13 protein-coding genes are annotated in these 18,704 nt (G+C 37.6%); 9 read left to right on the top strand and 4 right to left on the bottom strand.

Annotated features, from left to right (window positions below; translation table 11 throughout):
* Position 1: 1 nt before the first annotated feature.
* Both JTI58_RS05835 and JTI58_RS05830 read right to left on the bottom strand, forming a co-directional pair.
* Positions 2-5,092, bottom strand: a complete 5,091-nt coding sequence (locus JTI58_RS05835) for a DUF4132 domain-containing protein (RefSeq protein WP_205445835.1) — start codon at positions 5,090-5,092, stop codon at positions 2-4.
* A gap of 12 nt (positions 5,093-5,104) precedes the next feature.
* Entirely contained in the window at positions 5,105-5,524 is a 420-nt protein-coding gene (locus tag JTI58_RS05830; RefSeq protein ID WP_205445834.1) for a hypothetical protein, read from the bottom strand.
* A 712-nt stretch (positions 5,525-6,236) separates the two neighbouring features.
* Between JTI58_RS05830 and JTI58_RS05825 the strand changes: the two genes are divergently transcribed.
* The 3 genes from JTI58_RS05825 (at position 6,237) to JTI58_RS05815 (ending at position 10,314) form a co-directional block, all read left to right on the top strand.
* The gene (locus tag JTI58_RS05825; RefSeq protein WP_431844395.1) at positions 6,237-7,409 is read left to right on the top strand and encodes a glycosyl hydrolase family 18 protein; all 1,173 of its coding nucleotides are present in this window, start codon (positions 6,237-6,239) and stop codon (positions 7,407-7,409) included.
* Between the two features lie 127 nt (positions 7,410-7,536).
* Positions 7,537-9,744, top strand: a complete 2,208-nt coding sequence (locus JTI58_RS05820; protein WP_205445832.1) for a YcdB/YcdC domain-containing protein — start codon at positions 7,537-7,539, stop codon at positions 9,742-9,744.
* Between the two features lie 105 nt (positions 9,745-9,849).
* Positions 9,850-10,314 carry a YusW family protein gene (locus tag JTI58_RS05815; RefSeq protein ID WP_205445831.1) on the top strand — a complete coding sequence of 155 codons (465 nt, stop codon included), beginning with the start codon at positions 9,850-9,852 and terminating at the stop codon, positions 10,312-10,314.
* Between the two features lie 635 nt (positions 10,315-10,949).
* On the opposite strand, the gene JTI58_RS05810 is transcribed toward JTI58_RS05815, so the two are convergent.
* A complete protein-coding gene (locus tag JTI58_RS05810) occupies positions 10,950-12,944 on the bottom strand; it encodes a catalase (protein ID WP_205445829.1) in 1,995 nt (664 codons plus the stop codon).
* A gap of 152 nt (positions 12,945-13,096) precedes the next feature.
* On the opposite strand from JTI58_RS05810, the gene JTI58_RS05805 reads away from it, so the two are divergent.
* The 6 genes from JTI58_RS05805 to JTI58_RS05780 all read left to right on the top strand — a co-directional run bounded on the left by JTI58_RS05805 (position 13,097) and on the right by JTI58_RS05780 (position 18,079).
* Positions 13,097-13,531: a MarR family winged helix-turn-helix transcriptional regulator gene (locus JTI58_RS05805; RefSeq protein WP_205445827.1), complete on the top strand. Its 435-nt coding sequence runs from the start codon at positions 13,097-13,099 to the stop codon at positions 13,529-13,531.
* Positions 13,532-13,582: 51 nt separating this feature from the next.
* Positions 13,583-14,566 (top strand): ring-cleaving dioxygenase, encoded by a 984-nt coding sequence (locus JTI58_RS05800; RefSeq protein WP_205445825.1) that lies wholly within the window; start codon positions 13,583-13,585, stop codon positions 14,564-14,566.
* A gap of 70 nt (positions 14,567-14,636) precedes the next feature.
* On the top strand, positions 14,637-15,254 hold the full coding sequence (locus tag JTI58_RS05795; protein WP_205445823.1) for a nitroreductase family protein: 618 nt from the start codon (positions 14,637-14,639) through the stop codon (positions 15,252-15,254).
* Positions 15,255-15,317: 63 nt separating this feature from the next.
* Positions 15,318-15,860 (top strand): NADPH-dependent FMN reductase, encoded by a 543-nt coding sequence (locus JTI58_RS05790; RefSeq protein WP_205445821.1) that lies wholly within the window; start codon positions 15,318-15,320, stop codon positions 15,858-15,860.
* A gap of 127 nt (positions 15,861-15,987) precedes the next feature.
* The gene (locus tag JTI58_RS05785) at positions 15,988-17,382 is read left to right on the top strand and encodes a HAMP domain-containing sensor histidine kinase (protein WP_205445820.1); all 1,395 of its coding nucleotides are present in this window, start codon (positions 15,988-15,990) and stop codon (positions 17,380-17,382) included.
* Positions 17,360-18,079 (top strand): response regulator transcription factor, encoded by a 720-nt coding sequence (locus tag JTI58_RS05780; protein WP_205445818.1) that lies wholly within the window; start codon positions 17,360-17,362, stop codon positions 18,077-18,079. Before JTI58_RS05785 ends, JTI58_RS05780 begins: the two co-directional genes overlap by 23 nt.
* A gap of 18 nt (positions 18,080-18,097) precedes the next feature.
* On the opposite strand, the gene JTI58_RS05775 is transcribed toward JTI58_RS05780, so the two are convergent.
* Positions 18,098-18,667, bottom strand: a complete 570-nt coding sequence (locus JTI58_RS05775; protein WP_205445816.1) for a YdhK family protein — start codon at positions 18,665-18,667, stop codon at positions 18,098-18,100.
* Positions 18,668-18,704 lie beyond the last annotated feature (37 nt).

Below are 18,704 nucleotides of genomic sequence, written 5' to 3'. Positions count from 1 at the left end.
ATTAGTGCATTTGCTCATAGCTTCGAATATGAGTTAATATGGCTGGATCTTTAATTTTTGTATCTTCACATAGTAATAAGAGCTTGGACATGATTTCAGCCGTACGTGGATCATCGTCCACCATCGGTAAGAAAATCCGTCCACGATGCTGAGATGGGACAGCAATAATCGGGATCATGGAACCGCCTATTTGATGCACCACACCACTTCCTAAATGTAAGGAGTAACTGGCTAGCTTACCTTCAATGAGGGCATGTTGCTTTTTCACTTCCACATTGTGTAGCTTCAGTAATTTAGCTAATTCTTCTACGATAATACTACGCATTTCAACAGTAGAATGACTTGCCTCAGGGTCTACACCACCAACATGGGCAACACTGACAACGAGATCAATATCTCGCATAACCTCAGAGAATATCGCTGCTGGAATATCATCTAAAACGATATCTTTGCCTGTTAGTCGATCATAGAAGTAAACACCTTCGATTGCAGGTGCTTCAATTTCTGCTGGCGTAAACCAATCTGCCTGTGCATACAAAGATGCCACAATATTTTCCTTATAATATACTTTACGTGGTCCTGTTTCATAGCTGATTTGCCAACCGCGTGTTTTCAACAAGGCTACTGTTTGTGAAGGATTTACTTGATGTCCTGCATAACGCAATGATTGTTTCTGTCCTTTTTCATCAGCGTTGATGAGATATAACTCACGGAATACTTGCTTAAATGGCTGTTGTATTTTGTGCTCAAACATATAGGATTGCCACTGTCTCCATTGACCACTTTCTAGAAGCTGATAAGGATGAGCAATCTTTATAGAGGACGTAGGAGCAAGATTCACAATGTCAGCCGATAGAAGCTGTAAACCTTCTGGTGTAAGCATTCCAACGTGCACATCACTGATAAAGACTAACCTTTGTAAAAGTGGAGCTAGAATCGGATGGGCTAATAAATGAATGAGCTCCTCGACCGAAAATACTGTTTCTAATTCCATTGCTTGCTCAAGCGCTGGGCGTGCTCTTTTATATTGTTCCTGTAAGTCTTTTCGGGCTTCCTGCAAAGTTACAATATCAGCATGCTTTTTTAATGCAGCAGGAACGTTCTTTAGACGTTTACCATCCTTTTCAACAATAATAGCTACAGAGGCATCATCTTCTATTTGTAGATGGGCCGTAATTTGCTCAATCTGTTGTGCTTTAAATAAATGTTTCATATCGTTAAAGGCTGATAATTCCATACGCCATGTGAAGCGAGTGGCTTCTCCATCACCTGCATTGCGCGCTAAATTTTCTAATGCAATACTTGCTGCTCGAGCCTCACTTGCGCGGCGTTGAGCACCAAATTGCTTACTTTCTTTTAAAAACTGTTGAATAAATTGATAGCGTGTTAGGGCGTCTTTGTCATCCGATTTCATTAAAGGAATAAGACCAAGTGCGCGCAGTTTATCTTTATTGCGTTTATCTTGAATTTCTTGCATTAACGGTTTTGGACTGAGTTTACCGATGGCTGTATCCGCATAAAGCTGTGCCCGACGATGGTTGGCTCCCTCAGAAGCATATTTTGCAGCATCATAGACAAGCTTGAATTTCTTAGCTCCAAGCGTTTGATAGGCGCTTTGGAACCAAGCTAAGTCGAATGCACCATCACGGAAATCCTCAGCCGTTATGCTAGAGAAAAGGGCAATTTGATCTTTGGCAAAGTCGGATAAAGAATCTGTTGTGTGAGCGATAAAATACCAGGCTGATTCTTTTAGCCCATCCCAGCCAATTACTTCACTCACAAGGTCTATCCAATGCTGATTATACATCATTGCTTCAATTAAACGTTCTTTAGAAATGTCTGTTTTCTGCCATGCTTCTTTTAATTGCTGCGCTGTTTCTTCTTTCTTAGGGTAACAGCTAGTTAGCAATCGGGAGAATACATCCTTTTTCGTTTCTGCCTGCCAAATATACCCTCGTGCAAGCTTTTCTCCGTCAAGTGCCTGTAGAATTTGTAAGAAATAATCAATACCCTCAAAATAAGAAATGCTACTAGCAAGCTTGGTTACAGCAGTAGGTGTATCTCCACGTTTTAGCTCTATAGCTAAAATACGATCAATTGCTTGTTCACGAATAGCAAAGAAATCTGTTAAATCTTCAAATGACTGTTGATAGCGTTCTAGTAATTTAGTTGGCTCGTTAAATATTTCTGAAGCGAGCGTATTGGTAAATATGGCTTCAAATAAGTGATCTTGCGTAAATAAGCCAACCTTCATGGCGTCTAAATATTGGAATAAAGATAAATTGTAGACGTTTGGGCTATAGCTTTCATTTTTCATACGCTTTGTTAGCTCTTCATTGATAGCTAGCATTTTGACATATTCCCCATAGGTTGAGTAATCAGACCCGCATCGATCCACGAATGTCTCCACAACATCTAAATCGATAATGGTAGATGTGGAACGATAGTAATAATAACCTTTTTCTCGAACATCAAGTTGCCACTGATCCACAGGGATTTGATCGAATAGCTGTAACATAATGCCTATTGCCTGTTCAAAGCGATTAAATTTAGGTGCATGCTTTTCTAGTAATGAAAGTGCTTCCTGATGCAGCACTGTCTCACCTGAGATTATGTCGGTATCTTGAGATAGCACTGAGAAAATCTGTTGAATTGTATGGTCATATTTCAAGGAATTAAATTGAGCAACACGTGCTTTCATTTCTTTGTATTGGAAAAAAGGTTGAATTAGCGTTTGGGCTGCTTCGGAAAGATCATGGGCAGCAGGGTATTCTGATAGATTGTGATAAAAGTTAAAATAGGCTAAGTCCTCATTACTAAATAATGATGTCTTCATCCATTGAACAATTTCTTCAGGGATAGGATAAGCATCAAGACTAGCAAGTCGTTGATTATCCGATTTAGTTGCTATAACACTATATCTTTGCCCTAATGTAGTGGTAATGTGCGTGTCATTCCATTGGTATGTTTCATACTCTAGTTCAGCGTGTTTATCTAAAACTTGAATAAGTTGTTCAAGCTTAGATAATAATTTTTCAATATCATATTGAAAGAATTTTTCAAAAGGTGTAGGTGTCTGTACATAAAGTGGAGCAAGCTGTTGCCAAGGCTCTTCACCATTCATTTGAATGGCTCCATCAGAAATACAGCCGTATTGAATAGGGGGATGTGGGGTATATAAACCAAAGCCATTGCTCTCGTTATACTCTGGGACATCCCTTGTAATTAATTGTTCTAACAAAACTTGCTCGTTTTTAGTTACTTTGGGTAATAAGGAACATAAAGCTGTAATTTGCTCGCTCGCTAAGCTGTATTCCTTAGAGGCTTCTAATAGTAATTCAAGCCCTCCAAGTCTCTTTAGCTGCTTACTATCTTTTATCAGCCTTTCAGCACTTTGTAATAGATGATTCTGTGGCTGAACTTTTAAGAGTGAAATAGCCTCTTTGCGAAGTGCACCTGATTTATTAGCTAAAAGATCTTCAATTTTTGTTATTTCTTCTTCGGTTGGTGTTAGAGCATGTATTTTCTTTAACGCAAGAGAACGATTGATGGAACTGCGATCCCGTAAAGAATTAAATAAAAATTCGCGTTGACCTTGTGTGACGGGGTCAAGACAATAAATATTCAGTAGGCCGATTCTACTTGATGGTGAGTAAGAATCTGCATGCTCAATAATTCGTTGGAATAATGCCTCGTCCTGTACATGATGGGCTAAAATAATTTGTGTTGAAATTAAATCTTCTAATGACAAATGGACATAGACAAAGGATAGAGGTTTGCCTGTAATGATAAGCCCGTCTTTCGTAATTTCATTCTTTGCCCACTCAAGCTGTTCAAATAATAGGTATTCAATGCCTTGTAGCTGTGTGTTTTCTTGCATGAAGTTTTGAAGGGTTTGATCCCATTCATTGTCTCTTGCATACTCACTATTAATATGGTGATTGGCATAGAGGAAATTGCCCCATGCAAAGGCAAACAACTCGATATCTTTTGTTGATAAGATTAAATCCTTCACAAATGGCGCTGTAAAGGAGATTTTCGATAAGTTTTTTAAAAAGGCAAGCGTTGTAAGTTGGATATGTTTGTCACGCTTTAAGAGTGTTGTTACAAGGTCATTTAATTGCGTATAGTCCTTTGTAGCAGTCGCCCATAATGCGACATAGCTATCAATTGTACGCTCACTCTTTAACAGTTGCCCAACAAAGTTGTCCTCTTCGATGGCCTGAATGGCTAGCGTAAGAACTTCCTCTGTTATTTTTTGATTTTCGAAGCTATTATAGCCAAGTCCCATCCAAGTATCGACTGCTCGAACTACAGAGGAGAAGCGTGTTAGTTGATGTTCCTGAATAAGTTTCATCATTTTGAGCTGTGCATCAAGATTGCCATGGTCAATGTTTTCTACTATTGCTTGTCGTAGACCTTCTTGCCGTGCAGCTGCTATTAATAGTTTTCCAAGGGAATCATGCATACGGTGATTATTTGATTTGAAAATACCACGAATGAATGGATGACCGAAAAAGCTACTATGATGCTCATCAAATAAAATACTCTCTACTGCCTCTTCAATTGAAGGGTTTTGTATAGATAGTTCTTCAGCGAGCAACTGTTCAAAGACATTAAAGCCCATTACTTTTACATTTTCATTCTTCAAGACATAGGAGCTATAGTTTGGATAGGTACCATGCTCATATTGACGATGATTTGCTAATAACTCCTGCAAAGTAATTTCCTCAAATGTCAGCATTTCTTCTATTAATTGTAAGCATTGAAAAAGGTGATCTTGCACTGGTTGAGATGAACGAAATGATCGACGTAAAACGCCAGTTTGGAACATTGTAGCATCAAAACGTAATGCTAATTTCTTAATCTTGAGTGCACGCTCTTGTGAGGAAAATAGTGCAAGCACTTCAAATAATGGTCCGCTCAATAGCTCTTCAAGTGATGAATACTGCTGAGTAGCTATAAGCTGTTCAATGTCATAGTCTCTATTGTCCATGTATTTTAATAATGCAGTTGCTAAGGGCTGTAAAGCTATAGGTGCAGAATCCACTATACTTTGAAAATGTGTTTTTTGTTCATGTGAAAGTGTCATAAAAATCCCTCCTTACCAAATTCGTCCTGCAAGCATAGTTAGTTTAATAAATGTAAAAACATCGTCTTCCTGTATGTTTAATGGTGTAGTAAGAGAATCTAAAGATTCTTCATTGTGAAGGATTAAGAACAGCTCGTCCTGAAAGGCTTGAAGCATTGTGGAGATAGCCTGATCAACTGACTGTAAAGCATCCTTTTTCTTTTCTCCAAAATGTACTTTGCCATACTGGGCAGCGTCTTCTAATTGCTGATCCGTTAAATATAGATGAAGTGGTGTATCTACCATTTTTTCATTAAATTGTTGTACCTGCTGTGTTACAAGCTGAACAAGTAAATCTTGTAACGTTGTGACAGGCTCTTCAATAGAAAATGGAATTTTTTCAAGCTTACGAGATTTCTTACCGATCACTTTTTGCTGGTAAAATAAACGCAATCTAACACCTCCTTACAATAATTTCATTATACAAGAGTGAGAACCGGGAAAAGAATAAGGCATATGACGCTAGTTGTGTAAAATATTTTGGGAAAAGTGTAACAAAAAGTAGCCTGTTGCAACTGTTTTGTAGGGTAGAAAGTGGGTAAAGCTTTGCTAAAGATTATGTAAAAAGTAGAACATTTGTACGATTTGTGCTATCGAGATAAGTACCATTTTGCGCTTACTTATACAAATAACGGTGAAGAAGCGGAATATATTACTCTGATAACTTTATAGACATACATAGAAAACAAAAATTAGGCTTCACTTAAAAGAAACAATCCTACCATTAAATAGGCTCGCTTTGAAGTGACATTGAAATATATGAATAATAGCAAAGCATTCAGGGGCTTAACAGATATTTAAACCTCATGAACGAACAATCATCATACATCCACTATTGAAATAATTGCTGTAAAGAAGGTGACAAAATAATCAGTCCTAAAATCCATTCAGCGATGGATTTTTGTGGAGGTGTTGAGAGACATCTTTTCATCTCTGATTTCATAAGCTTTATAGGTATGATTTTATCAAGCTAGAAGGAGGCAAAATCATTCAAATACATGTTGTACGGGCTGGCGAGTCTTTATGGGGTATTGCGCAGGCGTATGGGGCTACGGTTCAAAGTATTATAGATGCCAATCAAATTCCAGAGCCAAATCGTTTAGTTGTGGGGCAAGCTCTTGTAATCCCAATTGTCGGAAGCTTTTATTATGTACAGCCAGGTGATAGTTTATGGTCAATCGGTCAACGCTTCGGTATTAATTATCTAACACTTGCACAAGTAAATGGCATTAATCCCAATCAACCATTAGCTGTTGGGATGAGATTGTATATTCCACAACCGCCAAAAACAAGAGCAGAAACATTGGCTTATTTAGAGCCGAGAGGAACATCTGTTAGTGAGGCACTCTTGAATCAAGCGAGGGAAGCGGGTCCCTATTTAACATATTTAGCTTTATTTAGTTATGAGGCAAGACGTGATGGTACCTTACAGAGACCACCAAGTCAAGGTGTGACACAAATTGCAAATGATACAGGAGCATCAATTGCGATGGTTATTTCTAATTTAGAGAATTTTAGTTTTAGTGGTGAATTAGCGAGAGATATTTTTCAAAGTACGGCTGTTCAAGATTTATTATTTGATAATATTCTTGCGGAAGCAAAGCAACTTGGTGACGTCAAAGATATCCACTTTGATTTTGAAAATTTGCCAGCAGATCAACGACAAGCCTATAACAACTTTTTAAGAAGAGCTGTAGAAAAATTCCATGCTCAAGGATATACAGTGTCTACGGCATTAGCTCCTAAAACAAGTGATAGTGAACGAGGTCCATGGACAGCGGCACATGATTATAGAGCACATGGGGAAATCGTGGACTTTGTTTTACTCATGACCTATGAATGGGGATATTCAGCAGGCCCACCAATGGCCGTTTCACCTCTCCCAGAGGTAGAGGCAGTTGTAAAATATGCGGTGAGTGAAATACCTGCAAGCAAAATTATGTTGGGGCAAAATTTATATGGCTATGATTGGACATTACCTTTTGTTCAGGGGGGACCGTATGCAGAAGCACTTAGTCCACAGCGAGCCATTGAAATTGCTAAGCGTTATAATGCAGCGATTCAGTATGATTGGAGAGCCCAAGCACCATTTTTTGAATACTATGATGAGCAAGGTAGGGCGCATATGGTGTGGTTTGAAGATGCTAGATCTATTCAAGCTAAATTTAATCTCATTAAACAATATAACCTTCGTGGTATAGGTTATTGGAAATTAGGACTACCATTCCCTCAAAATTGGGTGTTAATTGGTGCCAATTTTGATGTGGTAAAGAAATGAGAAAATGAAGAAAAGTGGATGGATTACCCAATATGTTTCTTCAAAGAGGAAATTATCTGTAAAATTCATATCTAAATATGGATAAATATATTATAATTATGGTAAATAGTATTTTAGGAGGGATATTTTGGGTAAATTTAAGAAGTTAGGTATTATTTTAACGACTACGGCATTTTCTGTTGGGGTTCTAGCACCCGTTTCACAAGCTTCTGCAAATGTGAAAGAACCTTCAGAGCGTATTGAAATACAGTTAGCTGCTACAGAGACAAAAGTGACAAAGGGTATGCTAATTAACAAATTACGTGCACTATTCCCTGAAGAGTTCAAATTTGTAGCTGACAATGAGTTTAATTCTGGAGGCGGTCATTTCTTTAGAGATGATAAAACTGTCCGTTATGATTTAAACTTCCATAAAACGGTGAATGGTAAAGATGTTTATGGTGGTTTTACATTTAAAGGCGAAGATTTAGATTTAGAACATTTCTATTATCAACCAGCTAATATCGCTGAAGCAGTATATCCAGCAAAATATTCGGAGATTGAAGCCAAAAAAATTGCAGAAGATTTCCTGAAAAAATTTGCGAATTTAGAGAACTATAAACTCCGTGAAGATGGCTTCGGTTATTACAATGATATCAATCGTCCATTATCACAGCCAATTACCTACTCATTTGTTTATTCACCAACTTATAATGGTGTCCTTATTGGCGATCAAAGTATTACTATTGATGTTCTTGCTAATGGCCAAATAACAGGAATGTACCGCAATACAGATTCTATTAGTAAAGCAACCTTTGATAGCTCAAGCCAGAAAAAAAATGAGGAAGAAATTGCTGCACAAGTACGTGATAACCTAGCAGTTGAACTTCGTTATGCTGTTGACTATTCTAACGATCAACGTAATGTGAAGCTTGTCTATATGCCAGCGACAGGGTTTAATGGTGTACATGCTTTAACAGGTCAATGGCAAACAACGAATGGTTTCTCTGCACAAGTTCCAAAGACGAAAAGTGCTCAGAAAATATCTTCACAGCAGTTACCGCCAAGAAAAAGTGGTATGACAGTAGCAGAAGTTGAGGAATTCGCTAAAAATTTCTTAAAGGTTGATGAAGACAAGGCAACACTCTCTATTGATATGGTTGATGAACGAGAAAATGAAAGTGGCGAGACGGTTTATACAGTAAATTACATGTATATGTACAATAATGGTGGTTCCGGTACCTCTTTCGAAATTAATAAGGCAACAGGCGAAATCGTGCAGTACCATGATTTAAGGAGAGATTTTACAAACACGGACAAAACAAATACTATTTCTAAGGATGCTGCATTGGCAAAGGCGGTTGAATACTTAAAGCAATGGGCTCCATCCTATTTACATGAGTATTCGATGCCAATCGATGATGCTGTACATGATGACTATAGTAAAGATTATTACTTCTCCTTCCCACGTATCGTAAATGGGATTGCGGTTGTTGGAGATGAAATATACGTAGGTATTGGCTCTGATGGGTCATTACGTTCATTGAATGTTAATAAACAAAAGATTAATAATTGGCCATCTATCAGCCAGGTAATCTCAGCTGATAAAGCTAAAGAAGCTTATAGTAAGGCACTTACATTACAGCTACAATATGCAAAACAAGATACTGAAGGTAAACAACATTATGATCTAATCTATGCTCCAACTTACAATGGTAGTTTAGATAATCAGATTGATGCAATTACCGGTGAATGGTTGTATCAGGTAGATGGCTCCAAAGAGAAGCCATCCATTTCACATCCAACTGCAGCTAATGAATTAAATTATCTTTTAAATCAAAATGTATTAGAGGTAAAAGATATAGCAAACTTTAATGCTGATGCTGCTGTAACAAAGGGAGAAGCATTAAAGATTCTACTAAAATCTTTAACATATGGCTATTTTGGTAGCGGCGAAGGAGAAAAGCAATCCTTCAGCAATATCGATAAAAACCATCCATTATATGGAGTGGTTGAACAAGCTGTTAGAATGGGAATTTTACAGCCAGCAAACCAATTCGCTTTGGATGAAACATTAACTCGCCAAGAGCTAGCAGTTTGGGCTGTTAAAGTAATGCAATTGGAGAATGTTGCAAAGTATAAGGATATTTACAAATTAAACTTTGCGGATGCAGCGTCTATTGATCCAGCGTATACAGGCTATATAGCAATAGCAAATGGGATGGGTCTAATTGATACACAGCAAAATAACTTTAATGCTACTAAGAGTGTGTCATATGCCGATTTGGCTGTGTCAACAGTTCGATTAGCAAAAGCAATTCAAGAAAATAAAGTGGATCGTAACTTCTATTATTAAGTTGCATTCCACGAAAAGGGTATCTCCTCATTGTAGGAGATGCCCTTTTTTTAGGTTAGTTTGTAGAAGAATAGGGAAGTAATATGTAAGAAAGGAGTGAATCAATTGAAATTGAAATTTATCTTAGCGATTCCTTTAATGACTATTATTCTTTACGGCTGTAATAAGGATGAGGTAAAGGATGTGCCAGCAAATGCACCAGCAGATCAAAATGCTACTCAACAAACTGGTGATACACCAACTGACCAAGTGACCTTCAATTTTATAGAGTTTTCATTAGACGTTGATTACTCTGCAACGGAGTCTTATGAGGTAGAATATGAGGATAAAAAAACAGGCATAGAGGCAAAGTTACAGGATGATCGAAAAAATGAAAAACTACAGGGTGATGAAGCGTATACTAAATTAGAGCCGTTATTTAAGCAGTTGAATTTTGATTCTACAACACCTAATGATGAAGTGATTGATCAAGTAATCAACGTATTCAATATTGAAGATAACTATCAATCCGTTGAAGTGGATGTCGAATTTGTAGACAGCAATGAAAAGGAATTTAAACGAATTAAATAATAGAAATAAGCCAGCTAGCTGATTGAATCAGTTAGCTAGCTGGCTTATGTTGTTGAAAAAAGAGGATGTCGACGGCAGAAAAAGCAACTTGGCAAGGTGAGGGGTTGATTTCCGTTCCGCCAGCGTCCTTTCCAGGGGGCGTCCGATGAGCCGCTTCACTCACTTACGTTCGCTCCAGGGTCTCCTCTGTGACGCTAAATCCCCTAGGAGTGATGCTGGCTCCACTCCAATCAACCATTCTGCAAAGTGTCTTTACTTTTTTCATACTAGCATAGCAATCAAATAGCCCATTATCTGTATTCTTAGAGGGGATAAGCTCTTATTGGAGAAGTGATGCGTGACAACACCCCTCCATAAAGAGTAGAGAACACCTTCACTTTATTTGAAAACCTTTGCTAAAAAGGTAACACTTTTGTGGATTGGAGTGGAAGGCTACTTGACTCCCGTGGGATAGCGAGACAGGCAAGACTCTAAACGGAGCGGTAGCGGAGGAAGCGATTCGGCGCTCGCTCACAGGAAAGCAAGTAGCCTGCAACGGAAATTCATTTTCACCTTTCATAAAAATTCTATGGATTGTTTTGTTTTTCAACACTATGAGCCAGCTAGCTGATTTAATCAGTTAGCTGGCTTTTTATTCATTTACATTCACGTACCCAATGTCGATGTTTAGCAAGGGCATGTACGAAAGATTTTGGATCGCTTGCAACCCCATTTTTATTAGCAATATGCTGTAAAAACGAAACATTTTTCGTATAACCTATTGTTTTGCAGTGCTGATAGGCTTGTTCAATAAACCGTTCTGCTTTTGCTTGTTGATAGGAATCTTGAAAGGCTCCTGTAACATAAACGCCATCATAAAGAACTGAGGAGGTTGTAGCAAATGTTTCGTGAATTTCATAGCCACTTACTATGCCTTGCTTAGTACTTACTAGCTCAACTACTATATTTTCACTTAAAAATGTAGCAATAAGTTCGTTTAAATTTTCACTACTATTTTCTGTAACCACTACAGCTACTTTATTAGATTGGACACTTTCCTTTGCATTGATTACTTGGCTAACAGCTGGAGAAGTTTGGTGAATATGCGGTACTTCCACTTCTATCGGGGGAACTATACCAATTCGTTCAGCAATAGCTGAAGCAAGTGAGTAACTGACATGAGCGAACATGTCTACAACTAGTTTACGAATCGCTTTATTTTTTACCTTGCCAAGTTCAAAGCTAAAGGCATCGATAATATGCATTTTCTCAATATCTGTCATACTAAGCCAGAATAATCGTGCTTGTGAAAAATGGTCGTTAAAGCTCTCACTACGTGCACGTACTTTATGCCCTTCGATTTTTTCTTCATAATGCTTATAGCCACCATCTGCTTCAGAAACAGGGTGTGGTGTATTATTGGCTAAGGAATTTTTATGGTAGCTAACTTGTCCCACATTAATGGTTTGTCGGCCATAGCCATCTCGTTGGTTATTATGGAATGGACAGATCGGTTTATTAATAGGAAGTTCATGGGAATTTGGTCCTCCCAGTCTTATTAACTGCGTATCTGTGTAGGAGAATAAGCGACCTTGTAATAATGGATCATTTGAAAAATCAATTCCAGGTACAACGTGACCAACATGAAATGCAACTTGTTCCGTTTCTGCAAAGAAGTTATCCGTGTTTTTGTTCAATGTCATTTTCCCAAGAAGGCGTACAGGAACCTCTTCTTCGGGCCATATTTTAGTGGCATCGAGAATATCAAAGCTAAATTTAAATTCATCTTCAACAGGAATAAGTTGAACACCAAGTTCCCACTCTGGGAAATACCCACGTTCAATCGATTCCCATAAATCTCTGCGATGAAAATCAGGGTCTTTTCCAGCGATGATTTGTGCTTCATCCCAAACTAAAGATTTTACCCCAAGTACAGGTTTCCAATGAAATTTAACAAAGTGGGCTTTTCCTTCGGCGTTGACAAAGCGATAAGTATTCACACCAAAACCCTCCATCATTCGATAGCTTCGTGGGATCGATCTATCTGACATATGCCACATGACCATATGAGCAGACTCCTGATTATTTGCAATGAAATCCCAAAATGTATCATGGGCACTTTGTGCTTGGGGAATTTCGTTATTTGGTTCAGGCTTTACGGCGTGTATAAAATCGGGGAATTTAATAGCATCTTGAATAAAAAATACAGGAATATTATTTCCTACTAAATCATAATTACCCTCTTGTGTATAAAACTTGGTAGCAAAGCCGCGTGCGTCACGGACGGTATCTGCAGATCCTTTTGACCCTGCAACGGTAGAGAAGCGAACAAATACAGGGGTTTTAGTTCCTTTCCCATTTAAAAATTGAGCCTTTGTAATATCACTTGCACATTCATATGTTTCAAAAATTCCATGAGCTGCTGAGCCACGTGCGTGTACTACTCGTTCAGGAATTCGTTCATGGTCAAAGTGGGTCATTTTTTCACGAAAATGAAAATCCTCTAGTAAAGTGGGTCCTCGCTCACCTGCTTTTAGTGAATGTTCATCTTCCGATATCTTTAATCCTTGATTGGTCGTGAGAGGTTGATCTTTATCACTTACTCGGAATGCTTCTAGCTGTTGGTGTTTTTGATTTACATCTTTTTTCATTTAGAATCCTCCTTTATAAGTTACAACTACCTTCTACCCGAACAAGAAGATGACAAACATGATGAAACAAAATGATTGCTGTTTAAAATTGTATATGTTATTATTATCTCGAATTAAAGATAATTAAATTCGAAGTAAAAAGAGGGAGTCGTATGAAGGAAAATAATCGTAACTTAAAAGCATTTACGGTCTTGTTCCGAGCATATCAAACGATTCAAGATGCAACTAAAAGAGATTTACTTCAATACGATTTAAATCAAACCGAATTTTCGGTTCTTGAATTTTTGTACCATCGTGGAGAGCAACCTATTCAAATGATTGGTAAAAAAATATTAATTGCAAGCAGTAGTATTACTTATGTGATTGATAAGCTCGAGCAAAAAGGCTATGTATATCGTAAGGCGTGTCCAAGAGATCGACGTGTTACGTACGTATTACTAACGCTTGAGGGACAGGCTTTGATGGAAGAAATTTTTCCTAAGCATGAACAAAAAATAAATGAGATATTTGAAGTATTGGAATCTCAGGAGCTGGACAACATGATTTTATCACTTAAAAAAGTTGGCAAGAACGCCACTGACCAATAAAAAATTTTTACACATATATCTCGATATCGAGATAAATAGGAGGAGCATTCTATGAATCATTTAAAAGGTGTACACCATGTTACGGCAATCACAAGTAGTGCTGAAGAAAACTATAAATTCTTCACCTATGTATTAGGAATGCGCTTAGTGAAGAAAACAGTTAATCAGGATGATATTCAAACATATCATTTATTCTTTGCAGACGATAAAGGTAGTGCAGGTACAGATATGACGTTCTTTGATTTCCCTAACATCCCAAAAGGTGTACATGGTACAAATGAAATTTCAAAGACTTCTTTCCGTGTACCAACGGATGCTGCTTTAGATTATTGGGTAAAGCGCTTCGATCGTTTAAATGTGAAACATACTGGTATGAAAGAACAGTTTGGTAAGAAAACTCTATCTTTCGTAGATTTTGATGATCAGCACTATCAGCTTATTTCTGATGAGCATAATACAGGTGTGGCAGCAGGTACGCCTTGGCAGGATGGACCCATCCCACTTGAAAATGCTATTACAGGTTTAGGGCCAGTATTTGTCCGTGTAGCTAATTTTAAATACTTTAAAGATGTGTTAGAAAAGGTAATGCTCTTTACAGAGATTGCAGAAGAAGGAGACTTTCATTTATTTGAAGTAGGTGAGGGAGGAAATGGTGCCCAGATTATTGTCGAACATAACACGGTGTTACCCGTTGCTCGTCAAGGTTTTGGTACTGTTCACCATGCAGCCTTTCGTGTAGAGGATCGTGCGGTATTAGATGAATGGACTGCACGTTTCGAAAGCTTTGGTTTCCACACTTCTGGCTATGTAAATCGTCATTTCTTTGAATCATTGTATGCACGTGTAGCTCCGCAGATTTTATTTGAATTGGCTACAGATGGTCCAGGGTTTATGGGTGATGAGCCATATGAAACATTAGGAGAAAAACTGTCATTACCACCGTTTTTAGAACCAAAACGTGAACAGATTGAAGGTCTTGTTCGCCCGATTGACACTGTAAGAAGTTCTATTATGTTCGATAAAGAATATGAGTAACACAATTTCATCCAGTTGGGAAAGAAAAGCCTCACTGGATGAATACATAACTGTATTGGGGGATAAAAAAATGGAATTTTCCAAGCTGATAGATAAGCGTCGCTCTGCTAATAATTTTATCAAGGACGTTAAGATGACTGAGGATGACATACGTCCTATTTTGGAGGATGTCAAGCTTGCCCCATCAGCATTTAACTTACAGCATGCCAATTATATCGTTGTGCTGGATGAGGATATGAAAGAAAAGGTGAGAGAGGCGGCATTTGGTCAATATAAAGTGCATTCAGCTTCAGGAGTAATTCTTGTATTAGGTGACAAGGAAGCTTATAAGAATACTGCTGAACTAAGTCAAGGCATGGTGGATTTAGGTATAATTACAGCTGGCGAACTAGAAGATATTGTAGTAGAGAATACAAAATTTTATGAAGACCGCGGTGAAGCATTTATGAAGGATGAAGCCATTCGGAATGCATCTTTGTCTGCTATGTTATTCATGCTAGCTGCGAAAAATCGTGGCTGGGATACTTGTCCAATGATTGGCTTTGATAATCAAAAAATGCGTGAGCTTTTCAATGTGCCAGAAACACATGAAATTGCTCTAATGATTACTATTGGGAAAGAAAAAGAAAGCAGTCGTCGATTACGTGGATATCGTAAGCCAGTTGAAGAATTTGCCATTTATTATTAAAATGGTATAAAATACAATAGCTATACAAATACTATGAATAATGTACATTTAGGAGGAAACATCGTGAAAGTAGTAGCAATCGTAGGTAGTATCCGTAAAGAATCTTATAATATGCAATTAGCTCAATTTATTCAAAAACGTTATACAGAAAAGTTAGACCTTGAAGTTTTAAGCTTAAAGGACCTACCAATGTATAATCAAGATATCGAAAATGAGGCTCCACAAGCAGTTCTTGATTTTAAAGCAAAAGTAAAAGCTGCAGACGCTGTACTTTGGGTTACACCAGAATATAATGGTACTGTTCCAGGGGTTATGGTCAATGCTATTGATTGGCTATCTCGTGTAGATAAAGTAATGATTGGCAAACCATCTATCATCATGGGTGCATCAATGGGGAACTTAGGTACTGTAAAAGCACAATTACATTTACGTGATATTTTGTTCTCTCCTGGCATCAACTCACCATTACTAAGCGGCAATGACGTTTATATTGGTGCTGTTCACACTAAATTTGATGCAGAAGGCAATTTAACTGATGAAGGTACAGTGAAATTCCTTGACGTAGTCATTGATAACTTCTTAAACTGGGCAAAAAAATACATTTAATTAAAATCTGACCCATAAGTATACAATATACTTATGGGCATTTTTTGTTTGGAAAGATGCTCCTTCTGCATGAAATCTTCACACTTTCACGTTATACTTTTAAGAAATTCTAAAATGGTGGTTACGGATGAGAAAATTATCACTAAAGCTTGGCATCATCTTTTTCATCACATTGTTTTGTATCGAAACATTTATGATGTTTTTTTTGCATGTTTCCTTGACCAATTCTAGAGTGGAAGAGGAATTAGCCAGTTTGCAAGCGAGAGGAAACTCACATCGTACTATATTAGAACAGAACTTCAATAATGAAACACTAGCACATGTCGTTCTTATGGAATCGGAAGCAAGTACAGATGTAGTGGTAACTGACCATGAAGGAACAATCCTTGCCTCCTCACACCCACATCTAGAAATCAGTGATCTATTTCGTAAGTTAGAGGGGAATATACCTTATGAGGGAAGAGTTTTACATGACAATTGGCAAAAGGTTCAAGCTATTGCTACGATAAGCCCTATTCAAAATCAGCAAGTAACGATTGGCTATGTATTTATGTTTCAAAATACCGATTCCATCCATGCATTAATGAAACGTCTCAATAAGCATTTTCTCATAGTGGGTATTGTATCTGGTCTTGTCAGCATTGCAGTCATTATTGTTCTATCTCGGAAGCTCGCTAAACCACTTATTCAGATGAAAGAGGCTACATTGAAAATGAGTAAGGGTGATTTTACAGTCGCTCTTTCTACGAATGGAAAAGATGAACTTGGAGATTTATCGAATGCGATACAGCTACTATCGAATGATTTAAATCATTTAAGGCAAGAGCGTAAGGAGTTCTTATCGAGTATTGCACACGAGCTTCGCACACCGCTAACCTTTATTAAAGGCTATACAGACATTCTTGCGAAACGGGATTTAACAGAGCAGGATCGTCAAAAGTATTTAGCTATTATAATAGAAGAAACCAATAGACTTTCTCGGTTAATCAAAGACTTATTTGATTTAGCAAAAATGGATGAAAACTCATTTGTAATTGAAAAACATTGCTTACATTTAGATTCGTTTTTTACAAGCATTGAAGAAAAATTAAGCCCTGCTTTTCAAGATAAAGGTATCTATTTTTTTGTACGTTGTGATAATGGCTTAACACTATGTGCCGATGAAGCAAGACTGGAGCAAATCCTGATTAATCTATTAAATAACGCATTAATCTATTGTGCGCCCGGAGATACGACTACCGTCACTGTAAAAAAACACAATGAAGTTTTAAGCATCATTGTTGAAGATACAGGTAAAGGAATACCAAAGAAGGATTTACCATATATTTTTGATCGGTTTTATCGTGTGGAAAAATCCCGTAGTCGTGCTTTAGGTGGTTCTGGACTAGGGCTTGCTATTGTCAAGGAACTTGTACAAGCGCATGGTGGAGAAATAAAGGTTAGTAGTGAAATAAATAAAGGGACTACTTTTGAATTATCATTTAAAGGGGTAGAAATGAATGAAAACAATTTTATGCATTGATGATGAGCCAAGAATGTTAGATTTATTAACCCTTTATTTAGAACCACTATTTCTTTGTAGAGCCATGTCTTCCATTCAAGAGGCATTGGATTTTTTAGAAGAAGAGCATGTGGATTTAGTTCTTTTGGATATTATGATGCCAGAGATGGATGGATGGCAGGTTTGTCAGGAAATTAGGAAATTTTGGGATGTCCCGATCATTATGCTTACTGCAAAAGGAGAACACGCTGATATTGTAAAAGGCTTAAACCTTGGTGCTGATGACTACATATTAAAGCCTTTTGATGAGGAAGAGTTGTTAGCACGAATACATGCTGTATTAAGAAGATCGAAATCAGAAGAAAAAGTAATTAACTTTGAAGGGCTTTGTTTAGATAGAGAGTCCTTTGAAGTATATTTTCAACATAAGGCAATTCCATTAACACCAAAGGAATTTGCCATGCTTGCCCTATTTTTAGATCATCAAAATAGAGCATTTTCTAGAGAACACCTTATCCATACAGTTTGGGGATATAATGTGACGATTGAAGATCGTACCATTGATTCACATGTGCGTAATTTAAGAGAAAAATTAAGAAAAAGTGGTTTCCCTGCAGATGATTACTTGCAAACTGTTTGGGGCATCGGCTATAAATGGCATAAGTCTGCAAATAGAAAGCCAATGGAGCGAGCTAAAAATAACCTCTACCAGAGTTGAAGGTAGAGGTTATTTCTATTATTTTGGGCTAAGCTCTTCTTCTGTTACCCATTTATGATTTTTTACAGCTTCACCACTTGTAGTGGAAGTATAATCAACCATATATACAGTTGTTTGCACAGCCTCATCAATACGGACAGTCGCATTTTCCATACCTTCCATATGTGCTGCATCCGTTTTTACTTCTGTTCCAGGAGCCAGTGGTGCTTCTTGTGGGTCAATCAATTCTTCATGAATCACCCACTTATGCTTTTCTATACGCTTTCCACCAGATGTGGGCTCATAGGAAATAACATAGGCAGTCGTATTATAGGCACCTACTATTGTTGCTACGGCTCCTTTCATACCGTCCATATGTCCATCTGTAATAATAGCTGTACTCCCCACAGGAAATTTCGGGTTTTCAGCTTTTTTTAAGGTTGCCGGTATTTCGCCAGAACTTGAATGGTTCATCGTAGAATGATCGATTTCTTCAGAAGTATCCACAGAAGTGGATGCAGGCTTTGTTTGATCCTCTGTACAAGCCGATAAACTAATTAGAGCGACTACTGATAATAGTCCGATTGACCATCTTCTATTGAATGTCATGTGATATCCTCCTCACTATTTGCCCTTACTGTAGCAA

The organism is Lysinibacillus fusiformis (genome assembly GCF_016925635.1).
Taxonomy (GTDB): Bacteria; Bacillota; Bacilli; order Bacillales_A; family Planococcaceae; genus Lysinibacillus; species Lysinibacillus fusiformis_F.
This window is presented reverse-complemented; position numbering and strand designations above follow the sequence as displayed.

What these genes read in the sequence shown, in the direction of transcription:
- JTI58_RS05835 (WP_205445835.1), bottom strand. Translation starts at nt 5,092, where the DNA reads ATGACACTTTCACATGAACAAAAAACACATTTTCAAAGTATAGTGGAT.
- JTI58_RS05810 (WP_205445829.1), bottom strand. Translation starts at nt 12,944, where the DNA reads ATGAAAAAAGATGTAAATCAAAAACACCAACAGCTAGAAGCATTCCGA.
- JTI58_RS05805 (WP_205445827.1), top strand. Translation starts at nt 13,097, where the DNA reads ATGAAGGAAAATAATCGTAACTTAAAAGCATTTACGGTCTTGTTCCGA.
- JTI58_RS05800 (WP_205445825.1), top strand. Translation starts at nt 13,583, where the DNA reads ATGAATCATTTAAAAGGTGTACACCATGTTACGGCAATCACAAGTAGT.
- JTI58_RS05795 (WP_205445823.1), top strand. Translation starts at nt 14,637, where the DNA reads ATGGAATTTTCCAAGCTGATAGATAAGCGTCGCTCTGCTAATAATTTT.
- JTI58_RS05785 (WP_205445820.1), top strand. Translation starts at nt 15,988, where the DNA reads ATGAGAAAATTATCACTAAAGCTTGGCATCATCTTTTTCATCACATTG.
- JTI58_RS05780 (WP_205445818.1), top strand. Translation starts at nt 17,360, where the DNA reads ATGAAAACAATTTTATGCATTGATGATGAGCCAAGAATGTTAGATTTA.
- JTI58_RS05775 (WP_205445816.1), bottom strand. Translation starts at nt 18,667, where the DNA reads ATGACATTCAATAGAAGATGGTCAATCGGACTATTATCAGTAGTCGCT.